Genomic DNA, 14884 nt, shown 5'->3' on the forward strand with positions numbered 1-14884 from the left:
CAGAAGCAACATGCCAGAAACTGAATACGGCAGGACGTCCGGGACGCGTCCCGGAAAACCGTTGCGGAATCCGCTCCGGGACCCCCGGGACCGCCGCCTGAGCCGGATCGCCGGTCCGTCATCGCTGGTGCTCTTCGGAGTCACCGGTGACCTTGCCCGCAAGAAGCTCATGCCGGCCGTGTATGACCTGGCCAACCGTGGGCTGCTGCCTCCCAGCTTCGCGCTGGTGGGCTTCGGCCGCCGCCCCTGGACGGATGAGGACTTCGCCGCCGAGGTGAAGGCCTCCGTGCAGTCCTACGCGCGGACGCCTTTTGATGAGGCGGTGTGGAACCAGCTCTCAGAGGGCATCCGCTTTGTCCAGGGCGAGTTCGACGACGACGGCGCCTTCGAGCGGCTTGGCGAGACCATCAAGGAACTCGACGACGTCCGCGGCACCCGGGGGAACCACGCGTTCTACCTTTCCATCCCGCCCAAGGCTTTCGAGCAGGTCTGCCGGCAGCTGTCCAAGCACGGCCTGGCCCAGGCCGAGGGTGACAAGTGGCGCCGCGTGGTAATCGAGAAGCCCTTCGGGCACGACCTCGAGTCCGCCCGGCAGCTGAACGACATCGTGGAATCAGTGTTCCCGGCGGACGCGGTGTTCCGGATCGACCACTACCTGGGCAAGGAAACGGTCCAGAACATCCTGGCGCTGCGGTTCGCGAACCAGTTGTTCGAGCCGTTGTGGAACGCGAACTACGTGGACCACGTCCAGATCACCATGGCCGAGGACATTGGCACCGGTGGCCGGGCGGGGTATTACGACGGCGTGGGCGCGGCCCGCGATGTGATCCAAAACCATCTGCTCCAACTGCTGGCCCTGACCGCGATGGAGGAGCCCATTTCCTTCAACGCCGATGACCTGCGCGCGGAGAAGGAGAAGGTCCTGGCCGCCGTCAGGCTTCCCGAGGACCTGTCCACGCACTCTGCGCGCGGCCAGTTCACCGGCGGCTGGCAGGGCGGCGAACAGGTCCAGGGCTACCTGGAGGAAGAAGGCATCCCGGCCGATTCCACCACCGAGACTTTCGCCGCGATCCGGGTGGACATCCACACCCGCCGCTGGTCCGGTGTTCCGTTCTACCTGCGCGCCGGCAAGCGCCTGGGCCGGCGTGTGACCGAAATCGCCGTCGTGTTCAAGCGGGCACCCAACCTGCTGTTCCGAGACCACAGTGAAGATGACTTCGGCCAGAACGCCGTGGTGATCCGGGTCCAGCCCGACGAGGGCGTGACCATCCGGTTCGGCTCCAAAGTGCCCGGCACGCAGATGGAAGTCCGCGATGTGACCATGGACTTCGGCTACGGGCACTCCTTCACCGAATCGAGCCCCGAGGCGTACGAGCGTCTGATCCTGGACGTGCTCCTGGGCGAGCCGCCGCTCTTCCCGCGGCACGAGGAAGTGGAGCTGTCCTGGAAGATCCTTGACCCGTTCGAGGAGTACTGGGAGCAGCTGAACGAACAGCCCGAGCCGTACGGCCCCGGCAGTTGGGGCCCCGCCTCTGCTGACGAGCTGCTGGCACGCGACGGACGAACCTGGAGAAGGCCATGATTGTAGACCTGCCGGACACCACAACCTCGAACGTTTCCAAGAAGCTGATGGCCCTGCGCGACCAGGGCGGCGTGATCGCCCTGGGCCGGGTGCTCACCCTTGTGGTGGTCACCAAGTCAGGGCTTGAGGAAGAAGCGATCGAAGCCGCCAACGACGCCAGCCGCGAACACCCCTGCCGGATCATCGTCCTGGCCGACGCCGGGGCCGACGCCGAGGACAAGCTGGACGCCCAGATCCGCGTCGGCGGTGACGCGGGCGCGTCAGAAGTGATTGTGCTGCGCGGCTACGGCCAGCTCGCGCACGAAAGCGAATCCCTGGTGGCCGCGCTGCTGCTGCCGGACGCACCCATTGTGGCCTGGTGGCCGCACGGGGCACCCGAAAACGCCTGTGAAACCTCCATCGGCCGAATCGCACACCGCCGGATCACCGACTCCGCGAACGAACCGGACCCGCAGGCAGCACTGGAGAAGATCCACAAGACCTACCGGGCCGGGGACACGGACCTGGCCTGGACCCGCCTGACCAACTGGCGGATCCAGCTCGCCGCCGCCCTCGACGAGGTGGACGCGTCGCCGGTGACCGCCGTGGCAGTGGAAGGTGCTTCAGACTCTCCCAGCACTATCCTCCTGGCCGCATGGCTCACCCTGAGCCTGGAGGCACCGGTGACCATCGTGGCGGACCCAGCCGGGACCGGCATCCGCCGAGTGCGGCTCACCCGCCCCGGCGGCGACGTCCAGCTGTTCCGCCCGGGACTGTCCGTGGCCGAGCTGACCCAACCAGGCCAGCCGGCCCAACGCATCTCGCTTCCGCGCCGCAGCCTCCGCGACTGCCTGGCTGAAGAACTCCGCCGCCTCGACCCGGACGAGGTGTTCGGGGAAGTGATTACTATGGGACTGCCACGTACCAATCTAAGGAGTGTCCGACCCAGTGAGCGTTGAGCCAAGAGTAAGCATTCATCCTGATTCGTCCGTGCTGATGGCGGCCATTGCGGCCCGCCTAATTACCAAGCTTGTTGATGTCCAGGACAAGTACGGGGATGCTACCGTGGTCCTGACCGGCGGCACGGTGGGTATCGGCACCCTGAAGGCTGTTGCTGACTCTCCGGCGGCTCCCGCCGTCGACTGGTCCAAGGTCAACTTCTGGTGGGGCGATGAGCGGTTTGTCTCCTCGGATGACGCCGACCGGAACACGAAGCAGGCATTCGACGCTTTGCTCGTGCACATCCCGGTGGACCCGGAGCGGATCCACGAACCGGGCTCCTCCGACCAGTTTGCAACTCCCGAAGAGGCCGCCGAGGATTATGCCCGCCAGTTGCGGGACGCGGCCGCCTCTGAACACGCCGCCGATATGTCCGACGACCGGCCGGAACAGCCGGGTGCGCTCCCCCGCCTGGACGTTGTCCTGCTGGGTGTAGGACCGGACGCGCATGTGGCGTCGCTGTTTCCCGAGCAGGCCGGCATCCGCGAAAAGGAGCGGACGGTGGTGGGTGTGCGGAATTCGCCCAAGCCCCCTCCCCTGCGCGTTTCCCTGACGCTGCCGACTATCAATACGGCTGCTGAAGTCTGGATGGTTGTTGCGGGCGAGGACAAAGCCGGTGCGGTGGGGCTGGCGCTTGCCGGCGCCAACCCTGTGCAGGTGCCCGCCGCGGGTCCGCGGGGAACTTCCCGGACCCTCTGGCTCATCGATGAGAATGCCGCGTCACGCGTCCCGCAGCAGCTCGTCCGGAAGGACGCCGCGGGCGCGTAGTCTGTCCAGCGCTCCAGCCAGGAGGTCTTCGGCGTCCTGGCTGGAGCGCCGCTCTTTAACGTATTCCAGGTGGCTCTTGTAGCCGTCCTCCAAGGCGTCCGCCTCAGCCGCCGCCACGCCGTCCCTCGCTGCTGCCGCGCCGCATCGCCGGCAGTCCCACACCGCAGGAAGCTGGTCCTCAGGAAGCTTGAGGAAGACCAGCTGCGTTTCGTGGCCCTTCGCGCACCAGTACGAAACCCGGATGCGCGGGAGGGTTTTTCCCTGGTCCTCGTCAGCCTGAAGGCTGGGCCCTGTTCCTGCCGTGACACCCGCGCGGGTGCCCCGGAAACCTGAGCTTGGATGTACCATCGGGGCTCCTGCCTCTTAAACAAAACTGTGGCTGCCGGAATCCGACAGCCACAGTTTAGTTCGCAGATCTGCACGGCGGCAGTGCCCGCGCGAATCCTTTTAGCAGTGCGTCAGGAGTCGCCGCTGCCCGTAAAGCGCATAATCAGCCCCAGGGCGATGATCACAACGCCCCAAGTCACGCCGAGGATAACGGTGAACCTGTTGAGGTTGCGCTCGGCCACGCCTGAGGAGCTCAGCCCGGAACTCATGCCGCCACCGAACATGTCGGACAGTCCGCCGCCCCGTCCCTTGTGGAGGAGGATAAGCAACGTCAGCAGGAGGCTGGTGATGCCAAGGAGGATCTGCAGAATGACATGAAGAACGTCCACGACGGCCTTTCAGAAAGTTGGAATTGCGGGAGTATCCACGGCGGGACGGACTAGTCCGTCACCAAGTGACTCTCGAACCTGACAATATTAGCAAACTCCGCCGGATCCAGGCTCGCGCCGCCCACCAGCAGGCCATCCACGTCCCGTTCCTTCAGGATTGCCGCGGCGTTGTTGGCCTTGACGGATCCGCCGTACAGCAGGCGGGTCTTCGACGCTACGTCAGCTCCGAACAGCGACTCGAGCTCGGCGCGGATGGCGGCGCACATTTCCTGTGCATCTCCCGGTCCCGCTACTTCGCCGGTGCCGATGGCCCAGACGGGCTCGTAGGCCACCACAAGCTCGCTGGCCTGCTCCGGGGTAAGGCCTGCAACACCAGCGCGGAGCTGGGCCAGGGTGTGCTCCACGTGGGTGCCCGCCTGGCGGACTTCCAGGCCTTCTCCGACGCAGAGCACGGGAACCACGTTGTGCTTGAAGGAGGCCTTCACCTTGGCGTTAAGGACGTCGTCGGACTCGTTGTGGATGGTCCGGCGTTCGCTGTGGCCCACCAGGACGTACTTGCAGCCCAGCTTGTTCAGGAACTGGCCGGAGATGTCGCCGGTGTAGGCGCCGGAGTCGAACTGCGAGAGGTCCTGGCCGCCGTAGGCAACATCCAGGTCGTCGCCCTGCACCAGGGTCTGCACGCCGCGGAGGTCGGTGAACGGCGGGAAGACGGCAACCTCAACCCGGCTGTAGTCATGCTTGGCGTCGGAGAGGGTCCACGCGAGTTTCTGCAGGAGGGTGATGCCCTGCACGTGGTCCATGTTCATTTTCCAGTTGCCCGCGATAAAGGGCTTGCGGTCGAAAGCGCCGTTCGTTGACGTTGTCACGTATTCTCCAATAAGTCTTGATAAGTGTTCGGCCGGCAAGCTGCCGCGGGGCAACCTGCCGGCCGGAGGATTGAAGAGCCAGGTACTGCTACCGGTCCAGGACGCTGAGCCCCGGGAGTTCCTTGCCTTCGAGGTATTCCAGGCTGGCACCGCCGCCGGTGGAAATGTGGCCGAACTGGTCATCAGCGAAACCAAGCGTTCGGACGGCAGCAGCGGAGTCGCCGCCTCCAACCACGGTGAACGCCCCGGTTTCGGTCAGTGACTGTGCGATGGCGCGGGTGCCGGCGGCGAAAGCTTCGAATTCGAAGACCCCCATCGGGCCGTTCCAGAAGACGGTCTTGGCGCCCTTGATCCTGTCGGCAAAGACTGCTGCCGAGTCCGGTCCGATGTCCAGGCCGATGCCCTCCGCTCCGAAGCTGCTGCTTTCGATGGCGTCCGCGGCAACGGTCTCATGGGCGGCATCAGCGGCGAACTTCTCAGCTACCACGACATCCGTGGGCACCACAAATTCGGTGCCGGCGTCGGCCGCGCGCTTCAGGTAGTCCTGGACCACGGGGATCTGGTCTTCCTCAAGCAAGCTTGAGCCCACCTTGTGGCCGGCTGCGGCGAGGAAGGTAAACAGCATGCCGCCGCCCACCAGGATGGTGTCCGCTTTGCCGAGCAGGTTGTCGATGACTGCGAGCTTGTCCGAGACCTTGGAGCCGCCGAGCACCACCACGTAGGGGCGCTGGGTGTCAGCGGTGAGCTTGCGCAGCACTTCCACCTCGGTGTGCACGAGGTCTCCCAGGTAGGACGGCAGCCGGGTGGCGACGTCGTAGACGCTGGCGTGCTTTCGGTGGACAGCACCGAAGGCGTCGTCCACGAACGCGCCGTTGCCGCCTGTCAGTGCCACCAGCTCGTCAGCGAAGGCGCCGCGCTCGGCGTTGTCCTTGCTGGTTTCGCGGGCATCGAAGCGGACGTTTTCCAGAACCAGCACTTCGCCGTCCTTGAGCGAGGCTGCAGCTTCCTTGGCCGAGCTGCCTACCGTGTCCGCAGCGAGGGTGACCTTGAAGCCCGCCAGTTCCGCCAGGCGGTTGACGGCGGGGCGAAGGGAGTACTTTTCCTCCGGGGCGCCCTTGGGGCGTCCGAGGTGGGCTGTTACCAGCACGCGGGCACCGGCGTCCGTGAGCTTTCCCAGCACTGGCAGTGAGGCCTTGATGCGGCCGTCGTCAGTCACTGTAGAGCCGTCGAGCGGCACATTCAGGTCACTTCGAACCAGAATGTACCGCCCGCGGACACCTTCAGCGATCAGTTCGTTGAGGGTGTGAGATGTCATGTGTCTAACCCTAGCCCAGCTTGGCTGCGACAAGCTCCGTGAGGTCAACGAGGCGGTTGGAGTAGCCCCATTCGTTGTCGTACCAGGAAACAACCTTGACCTGGTTGCCGATCACCTTGGTGAGGCCCGAGTCGAAGATCGAGGATGCGGGATCGCCAACGATGTCCGAGGAGACAATTGGCTCGTCCGTGTAGGTCAGGAAGCCCTGCAGGTCCTCGGAGTCTGCTGCGCGCTTGAGGGCGGCGTTGACTTCCTCCACGGTGGTCTCACGGGAGACCGTGACCGTGAGGTCGGTGGCGGAGCCGGTGGGGACGGGTACACGGATGGCGTAGCCGTCCAGCTTGCCCTTGAGCTCCGGCAGGACCAGGCCGATGGCCTTGGCTGCACCGGTGGACGTCGGCACCATGTTTACGGCGGCGGCGCGGGCACGGCGCAGGTCCTTGTGCGGGCCGTCCTGCAGGTTCTGATCCGCGGTGTAGGCGTGGACGGTGGTCATCAGGCCGCGTTCGATGCCGAACTCGTCGTTGATCACCTTGGCCAGCGGGCCCAGGCAGTTCGTGGTGCAGGAAGCGTTGGAGATGATGTGGTGCGTGGCGTTGTCGTAGAGGTTGTGGTTAACGCCCATCACGATGGTGATGTCCTCATCCGAGGCCGGAGCGGAAATCAGGACCTTCTTGGCGCCCGCGTCGATGTGCTTCTGGGCATCGGCGGCCTTGGTGAAGAAGCCGGTGGACTCGATGACGATGTCCACGCCCAGCTCGCCCCACGGGAGGTTGGCGGGATCGCGCTCGGCCAGGACCTTGACGACTGTGCCGTTGACGACGATGTTGCCGTCTTTGACCTCGATGGTTTCCTTCAGGCGGCCGCCGACGGAGTCGTACTTGAACAGGTGCGCCAGTGCCTCGGGGCTGGTGAGGTCGTTGACTGCAACGATCTCCAGGTCCGCGCCCTGTGCGAGTGCTGCGCGGAAGTAGTTGCGGCCAATACGGCCAAAGCCGTTGATACCAATACGGGTCGTCACTTTTTCATTCTCCTTGGTGCTTGAAAAGCACAACTAGTTGAGCGGGCTATCAAGCCAACTAACAGATCCCGCACGCCATTGGGCAGAGATGATTTACAGACGGAGGGCGACCAGCCTCATTGCTGAAGGCTAACCGCCTTCCGTGACCTATCTTACGTTTAACTGGGTCCGCCCCCGCAAGTGCGGGGGCGGACGGTCCACATTCCGGCTGGTTTTATGCCCTAAATGTGAACTTTGTTACATACACGTGAAGCGGGGGTCACTACCGGAGGGTGATGAGTCCCGTGGCGTTGGCGCGCGCAGCCTCGAACCGCTTGGCGACGTCGGCCCAGTTCACTATGTTCCAGAAAGCCTTGACGTAGTCGGCCTTGACGTTGACGTAGTCCAGGTAGAAGGCGTGCTCCCACATGTCCAGCATCAGCAGCGGGGTGGTACCCAGCGCCGTGTTGCCCTGCTGGTCGTACAGCTGCTCGATGACCAGGTTACCGCCGATGGGCTCGTAGGCCAGGAAGCCCCAGCCGGAACCCTGCAGGCCGAGGGCGGCTGCCGAGAACTGGGCACGGAAGGCGTCGAAGGAACCGAAGGCGTCATCGATGGCCGCTGCCAGTTCGCCTTCGGGCTTGTCGCCGCCGTCCGGGGAGAGGTTGTTCCAGAACACGGAGTGGTTTACGTGTCCGCCGGTGTGGAACGCGAGGTCCTTCGACAGCCGGTTGATGTTGGCGAAGTTACCGGACTCGCGGGCTTCGGCCAGCTGGGCCAGGGCGTTGTTGGCGCCGGCCACGTAGGCTGCGTGGTGCTTGCTGTGGTGCAGCTCCATGATGCGCGCAGAGATGTGCGGCTCCAGGGCGGCGTAGTCGTAGCTGAGTTCGGGCAGTACGTACTCGGTCACAAAATCCTCCAATATCGTGGACACTCGGTCCGGTTGCTAACTCTCGGATTGTGCATCCGGGCGGCGCCCGGAAGTTTGTGGTGGCGGTGAACCCCGTCGGCGGGCAGCTGGCCGTGCTGGCCTGCAGTCCGTGCCGGTATCACCGTCACGTTGTTGATTCTAGGGTGCTGTCACTCGTCCAGCATTTCAGGCGTCACATTGGCATCCGTACCCGGGATGCCCAAGTCCAGCGCCCGTTTGTCCGCCATTGCCAGCAGCCGGCGTATCCGCCCGGCGATGGCATCCTTGGTCATGACCGGATCGGCGAGGCGGCCAAGCTCGTCCAGGCTGGCCTGCTTGTGCGCCACACGCAGTTCGCCGGCGTACTTCAGGTGGTCCGGGACGTCGTCGCCCAAGATCTCCAGGGCCCGGTCCACGCGTGCACCGGCTGCAACGGCAGCCTGGGCTGAGCGGCGGAGGTTGGCGTCGTCGAAGTTGGCGAGCCGGTTGGCGGTGGCGCGGACTTCCTTGCGCATCCGGCGTTCCTCCCAGACCATCAGCGCATCGTGGGCGCCCATGCGGGTGAGGAGGGCTGCGATGGTGTCGCCGTCGCGGATGACCACGCGGTCCACTCCCCGGACTTCGCGTGCCTTCGCCTGGATGTCCAGCCGGCGTGCGGCGCCCACCAAAGCCAGGGCCGATTCCGGGCCCGGGCAGGTCACTTCCAGCGAGGACGAGCGTCCGGGCTCGGTGAGCGACCCGTGCACCAGGAAGGCACCGCGCCAAACCGCTTCTGCATCTGCAGCAGAGCCGTTGACGACGGCGGACGGCAACCCCCGCACGGGGCGGCCGCGGCCATCGAGGAGGCCTGTCTGCCGGGCCAGCGCCTCGCCGTCGCGCACTACCCGGACGACGTACCGGCTGGCACGCCGCAGTCCCCCGGCGGAGACCACGATGATCTCGCTTTGGTGGCCGTAGACTTCCGCGATGGCGGCCCGGAGGCGGCGGGCGGTGGAAGCCAAATCCACTTCGGCCTCGATGACGATCCTGCCGGAAATGATGTGGAGTCCGCCGGCAAAGCGGAGCATGGCGGAGACTTCGGCCTTCCGGACTGATGACTTTTTGATGTCCAGACGGGACAGTTCTTCCTTGACTGATGCTGTCAGTGCCATGGCACCTTCCTAACTGTTCCCGAAAATGTCGTTGTACGCCGTGGCCAGACGCAGGGGGTCATGGACGGGTCGGCGGCCCGACGCCCCTACTTTACCCAAGACCACCTCGGCGCCGATCATCGCGGCGGCCTTCTCGAACTCCTGCCGGTCGGGAACAGAGGCCGGATCGGCCAGGACAACATCGACACTGAAGTCAGGTGCGTAGCGGCGCAGGACATGCAGATGGTCGGCAGCGGTCATGCCGGAGGTTTCCTTGGTGTCCGTGGCCAGGTTCATGGTGAGGCAGCGCTTGGCGGGGGTGTGGCACAGTGCCTGCCGCATTTCGGGGAGCAGCAGGTGCGGAAGCACTGAGGTGTACCAGGAGCCCGGGCCCAGGATGACCCAGTCCGCGAGTTCGATGGCCGTCAGTGCTTCAGCGCAGGCGGGCGCGGCTTCAGGCAGGAGGCGCACTTGCTCCAGCGAACCGGCAACGGCGCAGCGTGCCTGTCCCTGGATGGTCTGCAGCTGCGAAGTGCCATCGGGAGCGGTGACCCGGACGTCGCCCTCGATGGTCAGCGGCTCCGTGGACATGGGCAGGACCTGGCCGCGTGCACCGAGCAGCGCGCCGGCCCACCGCAACCCTGCGACGGCGTCACCAAGCAGCTCCCACAGGGTAACGATCAGGAGGTTCCCCGTGGCGTGGTCGTCCAGCGAGCCGCCCGGCCCCTTTCCGGGGCGGAAGCGGTGCTGCATCACATCGCGCCAGGTTCGTCCCCAGTCGGTGTCGTCGCACAGGGCGGACAGCGCCATCCGCAGGTCTCCCGGCGGGAGGACGCCGTACTCGTCCCGCAGACGCCCGGAAGAGCCGCCGTCGTCCGCTACCGTAACGATCGCAGTGAGCTCCGAGGTGAGCAGGCGAAGTGCCGAGAGCGACGCCGAGAGGCCGTGGCCACCCCCCAGCGCAACAACGTTCGGCCCCTTATCCTGCTGCGTTGCCGCCGTGCCTGCAGGCGGAACCAGCGGCAGCGCCCCGGTAAACAGCGACATTACTCGCGGCCCAGGTCCCGGTGGGTGGTGGTCACCGTGACCCGCGGGTATTGGGCCAGCTTCTTGGACAGTTCGACGGCGACTGCCACCGAGCGGTGTTTGCCGCCGGTGCAGCCCACTGCGATGGTGGCGTAGTGCTTGTTCTCGCGGCGGTAGCCGTCCAGGACCGGTTCCAGTGCCATGACGTAGCGGTCCACGAAGTTCTTGACGCCCTCGGCTTCGAGCACGTAGTCGCTGACGTCCTTGTCCAACCCGGTGTGCGGACGCAGCTGCGGCACCCAATGCGGGTTGGGGATGAAACGGACGTCCGCTACGTAGTTTGAGTCCACGGGCAGGCCGTACTTGAAACCGAAGCTCATAACGTTCAGGCGCAGGGCCACCGGGCCGGTTTCACTGAAGAGTTCGGTGATGGCCGTGGCGAGGCCGTGGACGTTGTAGCCAGAGGTGTCCAGTACGACGTCGGAGCTGTCGCGCAGTTCCTGCAGCAGGTCGCGTTCGGCAGCGATGCCGTCGAGGATGCGGCCCCCGCCCTGCAGGGGGTGGGGCCGGCGTCCCTGTTCGAAGCGGCGGACCAGGACGTCGTCGCTGGCGTCGAGGAAAAGGACGCGGAAGGTGACGCCGCTGGCAGCCAGCGCCCCGAGGGCCGCGCGGATGTCCGCGAACAGGCCCTTGCTGCGGACATCGATGACAACGGCCAGCCGCGGGATGGACTGGGGCGCGTGGGAGACGAGCTCGGCGAGGGTGCCCAGCATCTGCGGCGGCAGGTTTTCGACGACGTACCAGCCGTGGTCCTCCAACGCGTCAGCCGCCGTGCTCCTCCCCGCTCCGGACATCCCGGTGACTACCAGCAGTTCCGCTTCGAGCGGCTTGACGGGGAGCATCCCGTCCTGCCCTGCTCCGGATTCCGCCGTTGTGTCTGCCATTGTGTCCGCCCCGTTTCTGCTGTTGTTCTCCGGGGTGGGCCGCATCGGCTGACACCCCGCCCTCAACCCTAGCTAAGATTCTTTGAACAAAGCCAAGTTTCAGCGGTGTCCGCTAGGTTTCGATCACTTCGCCGGTGGTCATGTTGATGGCCGGAACGTTTGCTGCCTCCGGTCCCGTCGCGGAGAAATGGTTCACGATGGCGCTGGCAAGGGCCGGTCCGATCCCCTTGGCTTCGGAAAGTTCTGCCACCGTCGCCGTCTTGACGCCCTTAACGGATCCGAAGTGGGCCAGGAGGGCCTTCCGCTTGGACGCGCCGAGGCCCGGTACGCCGTCCAGGGCGGAGACGGTCATTGCCTTCCCGCGCTTTTGCCGGTGGAACGAGATGGCGAACCGGTGGGCTTCGTCGCGGATCCGCTGGAGCAGGTACAGCCCTTGGGATGTCCGGGGCAGGATCACCGGGAAGTCGCTGTCAGGCAGCCAGACCTCCTCCAGGCGTTTGGCCAGGCCCACCACATACACATCGTCAATGCCCAGATCGGCCAGTGCCCGGGCCGCGGCGTTGACCTGGGGCTTGCCGCCGTCCACCACCACGAGATTGGGCGGGTAGGCGAACTTGGCCCGCGGTGCCGGCGTGGTGGTGTCCAGCAAGGCGTCGTCCTGGGGCAGTCCCTGCGGACCCTGCTCCAACTCGTCCGGTTCCTGCCGGCCGGCGTTGAGGACGGACTCGTCCACCTGCCCGGACTTGTCCTGCAGGTAGTAGCGGAACCGCCTGGTCAGGACGTCATGCATGGCGGCGGTGTCGTCAGTGGCGGCGGCGCCGGTGATGGAGAACTTCCGGTAGTCGGATTTCTTCGGCAGGCCGTCTTCCACCACCACCATCGATGCCACCACGTTGGTGCCCTGGACATGGGACACGTCGTAGCACTCGATGCGGAGCAGCGGCACGGGGAGGTCCAGCGCCTCCTGGAGCTCCTGCAGCGCCTGCGACCTGACTGTGAGGTCACCGGCCCGGCGGGTCTTGTGCAGCTTCAGGGCGTGCTCGGCGTTCTCCCGCACCGTGGACATCAGCGCGGCTTTGTCCCCGCGCTGGGGTACGCGGATGTCAACCTTGGCGCCGCGCATTCCGCCCAGCCACTCGGTGAGTTCCGCCTGGTTGGTCGGGGCCACCGGCACGAGGACCTCCCGGGGCAGCCGTCCATGGCTCTGCCCTTCGTCCCCGTAAACCTGCTGCAGGAGGTGCTCCACCAGGTCGGGGGTGGTGGAATCCTCCACTTTCTCAACCACCCAGCCGCGCTGGCCGCGGACCCGGCCGCCGCGGACGTGGAACACCTGAACGGCGGCTTCCAGTTCGTCCTCGTGCAGGGCGAAGACGTCGGCGTCGGTGGCTTCGGCGAGTACAACGGCGTTCCGCTCAAAGACCTTTCGCAGCGCCGTGATGTCGTCGCGGAGGCGGGCCGCGCGCTCGTAGTTCAGCTCGGCCACGGCCTCCGCCATCTGCTTTTCAAGCTTGCCGATGAAGCGCTTGGCCTCCCCGCCCATAAAGGCGCAGAAATCATCCGCCAGGGCGCGGTGGTCTTCGGGGGAGATCCGCTTCACGCAGGGTGCGGAGCACTTGTCGATGTAGCCCAGCAGGCAGGGCCGGCCGCTGGCCTCGGCGCGCTTGAAAACACCGGCACTGCAGCTCCGCACGGGAAAGACGCGGAGAAGGGTATCCATGGTTTCCCGGATGGCTCCTGCGGTGTAGGGGCCGAAGTAGCGGGTGCCCTTCCTTCGGTCTCCGCGCATGACCTGCACGCGCGGATATTTTTCGCCCATCGTGACGGCGAGGTAAGGGTAGGTCTTGTCGTCGCGGAAGACGACGTTGTACCGGGGCTTGAATTCCTTGATCCAGGTGTATTCCAGCTGCAGCGATTCCAGCTCGCTGCCCACCACAGTCCATTCCACGCTGCTGGCTGCATGCACCATTGCATAGGTCTTCGGCAGGAGTCCGGCAGGGTTGGCGAAGTACGAATTCAGCCGGGAGCGGAGGCTTTTAGCCTTACCCACGTAGATGACCCGTCCGTTGGGGTCGCGGAACCGGTACACCCCCGGGTTGGTGGGAATCTCGCCCGTTTGGGGCCGATAACTTGCTGGATTTGCCACCTATCTATTCTACTGAGGCAGGCCGGGTACCTCTGACACGCGAGGGTTACCGTGCTCCGCCCAGCCTCAGCAATGGCCTATGCCGTCGGCTTTCCTACTCGGCGATCTTGCTTTGGTTGTAGCTGGTGGAGCGTTCCTGGCCGCTGAGTTCGGCAATGGCATCCATGATGCGGTCCGTGACTTGCCGGCGCGCCGGCAGCGAGTGGTCCGGTCCCGTTTTGTCGAAGTACAGCGGCTCCCCCACTTTCATGGTGAAGTGCTGCGGCCGGACGCCCTTCTCGCCGGCGCGCTGAAGATTTTCGGTCCCGATCAGGCCCACCGGGATAACAGGGGCTCCGGTGGTCAGCGCCAGCCAGCCCACGCCGGTGCGCCCTCGGTATAGGATGCCGTCCCGGGAACGCGTGCCTTCGGGATAGATCCCGATTCCCTTGCCGGACTCAAGGATGTCCAGAAGGGTCCTAAGCGCCTGGACGCTGGCAGCCTGTTCGCCGCGTTCCACAGGAATGGAACCCACGGATTCGAAGAAGGCTTTCATCGCCTTGCCTTTAACGCCGGTGGTGGTGAAGTACTCAGCCTTGGCGAAGAAGGCCACCGGGCGGGGCATCAGCGCCTGGACAATGACGCTGTCAAAAAAGGAGAGGTGGTTGGGTGCCACGATGAACGGTCCGTCGGTGGGAACGTTTTCCAGTCCGATGACGGTGGGCCGGCACGAACCCGAGATCAGGCTCCGCGTGGTCCAGCGGACAGCATCAAACAGTGCCATCGTTCGTCACCTCGCTCATCGCGGCAGTGTGGATCGCCTGCAGCCGGTCGATGGTGGCAACCAACTCCCCGGCCGTTTCCACCACGGCGACGGCTCCAGCGTCTTCAAGTTCCCCGTTCGGAGCGAAGCCCCAGGCCACGCCGATGCAGTCCAGGCCGTTGGCAATGGCGCCCGAGACATCCTGGGCCCGGTCGCCGACCATCAGCGCGTGCTGGGTGCCCAGGTCTTTCAAGGCGGCCGCGATGATCTCCGTCTTTCCCAGCGGAACACCGGCCACAGCCGATTCGTCATCTGCCGACCCGTGGATGCCGTGGAACAGTCCGTTGATGCCGTGGTATTCCAAAACCGTGCGTGCCAGCCCTTGGGGTTTCTGGGTGGCCACGGCGATCGGCCGGCCTGCGGCAACAAATGACTCGAGGACTTCGCGGACGCCCGGATAGATCCGGCCCTGGCCGATTCCGGTGGCCACGTAGTACTCCCGGTAGCGGCGGATGACCTCATCAAGCAACTCCGCAGGAACCTGGGCCACGTTGAGCAGCGAGTCACTCAGCTTGGGGCCGATCATTGCTTCGAGCAGGTCCTGGCCGGGAACAGGAAGCCCCAGCCCATGAAGGGCCGAGGCAATTCCATCTGTTATCCCACCGGCCGGGTCGACAAGAGTGCCGTCCAGGTCAAAGATCACGGGCACTGTTGTTTGAGTCACCGGGTTAGTTTCTCACGACAGCACGCGTGCCTGAAACTCG

The 14884-nt window shown here is 65.3% G+C and carries 15 protein-coding genes; 3 read left to right on the plus strand and 12 right to left on the minus strand.

Annotated elements, in window-relative coordinates:
• Positions 1-10: 10 nt before the first annotated feature.
• From zwf to pgl, 3 genes are read left to right on the plus strand one after another with little or no spacing between them, the layout of a single operon-like run.
• Entirely contained in the window at positions 11-1582 is a 1572-nt protein-coding gene (gene zwf, locus CXQ88_RS18130; protein WP_104045517.1) for a glucose-6-phosphate dehydrogenase, read from the plus strand.
• Positions 1579-2520 carry a glucose-6-phosphate dehydrogenase assembly protein OpcA gene (locus tag CXQ88_RS18135; protein ID WP_104045518.1) on the plus strand — a complete coding sequence of 314 codons (942 nt, stop codon included), beginning with the start codon at positions 1579-1581 and terminating at the stop codon, positions 2518-2520. Before zwf ends, CXQ88_RS18135 begins: the two co-directional genes overlap by 4 nt.
• Positions 2510-3328 carry a 6-phosphogluconolactonase gene (gene pgl, locus CXQ88_RS18140; RefSeq protein ID WP_104045519.1) on the plus strand — a complete coding sequence of 273 codons (819 nt, stop codon included), beginning with the start codon at positions 2510-2512 and terminating at the stop codon, positions 3326-3328. The genes CXQ88_RS18135 and pgl overlap by 11 nt, the downstream gene beginning before the upstream one ends.
• On the opposite strand, the gene CXQ88_RS18145 is transcribed toward pgl, so the two are convergent.
• From CXQ88_RS18145 to CXQ88_RS18200, 12 genes are all read right to left on the minus strand, one after another.
• Complete coding sequence (locus tag CXQ88_RS18145; RefSeq protein WP_104045520.1) at positions 3281-3676, minus strand: RNA polymerase-binding protein RbpA; 396 nt, start codon at positions 3674-3676, stop codon at positions 3281-3283. The genes pgl and CXQ88_RS18145 overlap by 48 nt on opposite strands.
• A 110-nt stretch (positions 3677-3786) precedes the next feature.
• Entirely contained in the window at positions 3787-4044 is a 258-nt protein-coding gene (gene secG / locus CXQ88_RS18150) for a preprotein translocase subunit SecG (RefSeq protein ID WP_104045521.1), read from the minus strand.
• A 50-nt stretch (positions 4045-4094) separates the two neighbouring features.
• Entirely contained in the window at positions 4095-4910 is an 816-nt protein-coding gene (tpiA, locus tag CXQ88_RS18155; RefSeq protein WP_104045522.1) for a triose-phosphate isomerase, read from the minus strand.
• Between the two features lie 88 nt (positions 4911-4998).
• A complete protein-coding gene (locus CXQ88_RS18160) occupies positions 4999-6225 on the minus strand; it encodes a phosphoglycerate kinase (RefSeq protein WP_104045523.1) in 1227 nt (408 codons plus the stop codon).
• Positions 6226-6235: 10 nt separating this feature from the next.
• Complete coding sequence (gap, locus tag CXQ88_RS18165; RefSeq protein ID WP_104045524.1) at positions 6236-7246, minus strand: type I glyceraldehyde-3-phosphate dehydrogenase; 1011 nt, start codon at positions 7244-7246, stop codon at positions 6236-6238.
• Positions 7247-7508: 262 nt separating this feature from the next.
• Entirely contained in the window at positions 7509-8135 is a 627-nt protein-coding gene (locus tag CXQ88_RS18170; RefSeq protein WP_104045525.1) for a superoxide dismutase, read from the minus strand.
• Positions 8136-8305: 170 nt separating this feature from the next.
• The gene (gene whiA / locus CXQ88_RS18175) at positions 8306-9286 is read right to left on the minus strand and encodes a DNA-binding protein WhiA (RefSeq protein ID WP_104045526.1); all 981 of its coding nucleotides are present in this window, start codon (positions 9284-9286) and stop codon (positions 8306-8308) included.
• A 9-nt stretch (positions 9287-9295) separates the two neighbouring features.
• On the minus strand, positions 9296-10312 hold the full coding sequence (locus CXQ88_RS18180; protein WP_104045527.1) for a gluconeogenesis factor YvcK family protein: 1017 nt from the start codon (positions 10310-10312) through the stop codon (positions 9296-9298).
• Positions 10312-11235 carry an RNase adapter RapZ gene (rapZ, locus tag CXQ88_RS18185; RefSeq protein WP_104045553.1) on the minus strand — a complete coding sequence of 308 codons (924 nt, stop codon included), beginning with the start codon at positions 11233-11235 and terminating at the stop codon, positions 10312-10314. Before rapZ ends, CXQ88_RS18180 begins: the two co-directional genes overlap by 1 nt.
• 112 nt (positions 11236-11347) lie before the next feature.
• Positions 11348-13378: an excinuclease ABC subunit UvrC gene (uvrC, locus tag CXQ88_RS18190; protein ID WP_104045528.1), complete on the minus strand. Its 2031-nt coding sequence runs from the start codon at positions 13376-13378 to the stop codon at positions 11348-11350.
• A gap of 94 nt (positions 13379-13472) precedes the next feature.
• On the minus strand, positions 13473-14141 hold the full coding sequence (locus tag CXQ88_RS18195) for a lysophospholipid acyltransferase family protein (protein WP_104045529.1): 669 nt from the start codon (positions 14139-14141) through the stop codon (positions 13473-13475).
• Positions 14128-14844, minus strand: coding sequence for an HAD hydrolase-like protein (locus CXQ88_RS18200; RefSeq protein ID WP_104045530.1), 717 nt, complete (start codon positions 14842-14844; stop codon positions 14128-14130). The genes CXQ88_RS18195 and CXQ88_RS18200 overlap by 14 nt, the downstream gene beginning before the upstream one ends.
• Positions 14845-14884: the final 40 nt, after the last annotated feature.

This window comes from Arthrobacter sp. ZGTC412 (assembly GCF_002929215.1).
Classification (GTDB): Bacteria; Actinomycetota; Actinomycetes; order Actinomycetales; family Micrococcaceae; genus Arthrobacter.

What these genes read in the sequence shown, in the direction of transcription:
- zwf (WP_104045517.1), top strand. Translation starts at nt 11, where the DNA reads ATGCCAGAAACTGAATACGGCAGGACGTCCGGGACGCGTCCCGGAAAA.
- CXQ88_RS18135 (WP_104045518.1), top strand. Translation starts at nt 1,579, where the DNA reads ATGATTGTAGACCTGCCGGACACCACAACCTCGAACGTTTCCAAGAAG.
- CXQ88_RS18145 (WP_104045520.1), bottom strand. Translation starts at nt 3,676, where the DNA reads ATGGTACATCCAAGCTCAGGTTTCCGGGGCACCCGCGCGGGTGTCACG.
- CXQ88_RS18160 (WP_104045523.1), bottom strand. Translation starts at nt 6,225, where the DNA reads ATGACATCTCACACCCTCAACGAACTGATCGCTGAAGGTGTCCGCGGG.
- whiA (WP_104045526.1), bottom strand. Translation starts at nt 9,286, where the DNA reads ATGGCACTGACAGCATCAGTCAAGGAAGAACTGTCCCGTCTGGACATC.
- CXQ88_RS18180 (WP_104045527.1), bottom strand. Translation starts at nt 10,312, where the DNA reads ATGTCGCTGTTTACCGGGGCGCTGCCGCTGGTTCCGCCTGCAGGCACG.
- rapZ (WP_104045553.1), bottom strand. Translation starts at nt 11,235, where the DNA reads ATGGCAGACACAACGGCGGAATCCGGAGCAGGGCAGGACGGGATGCTC.
- CXQ88_RS18195 (WP_104045529.1), bottom strand. Translation starts at nt 14,141, where the DNA reads ATGGCACTGTTTGATGCTGTCCGCTGGACCACGCGGAGCCTGATCTCG.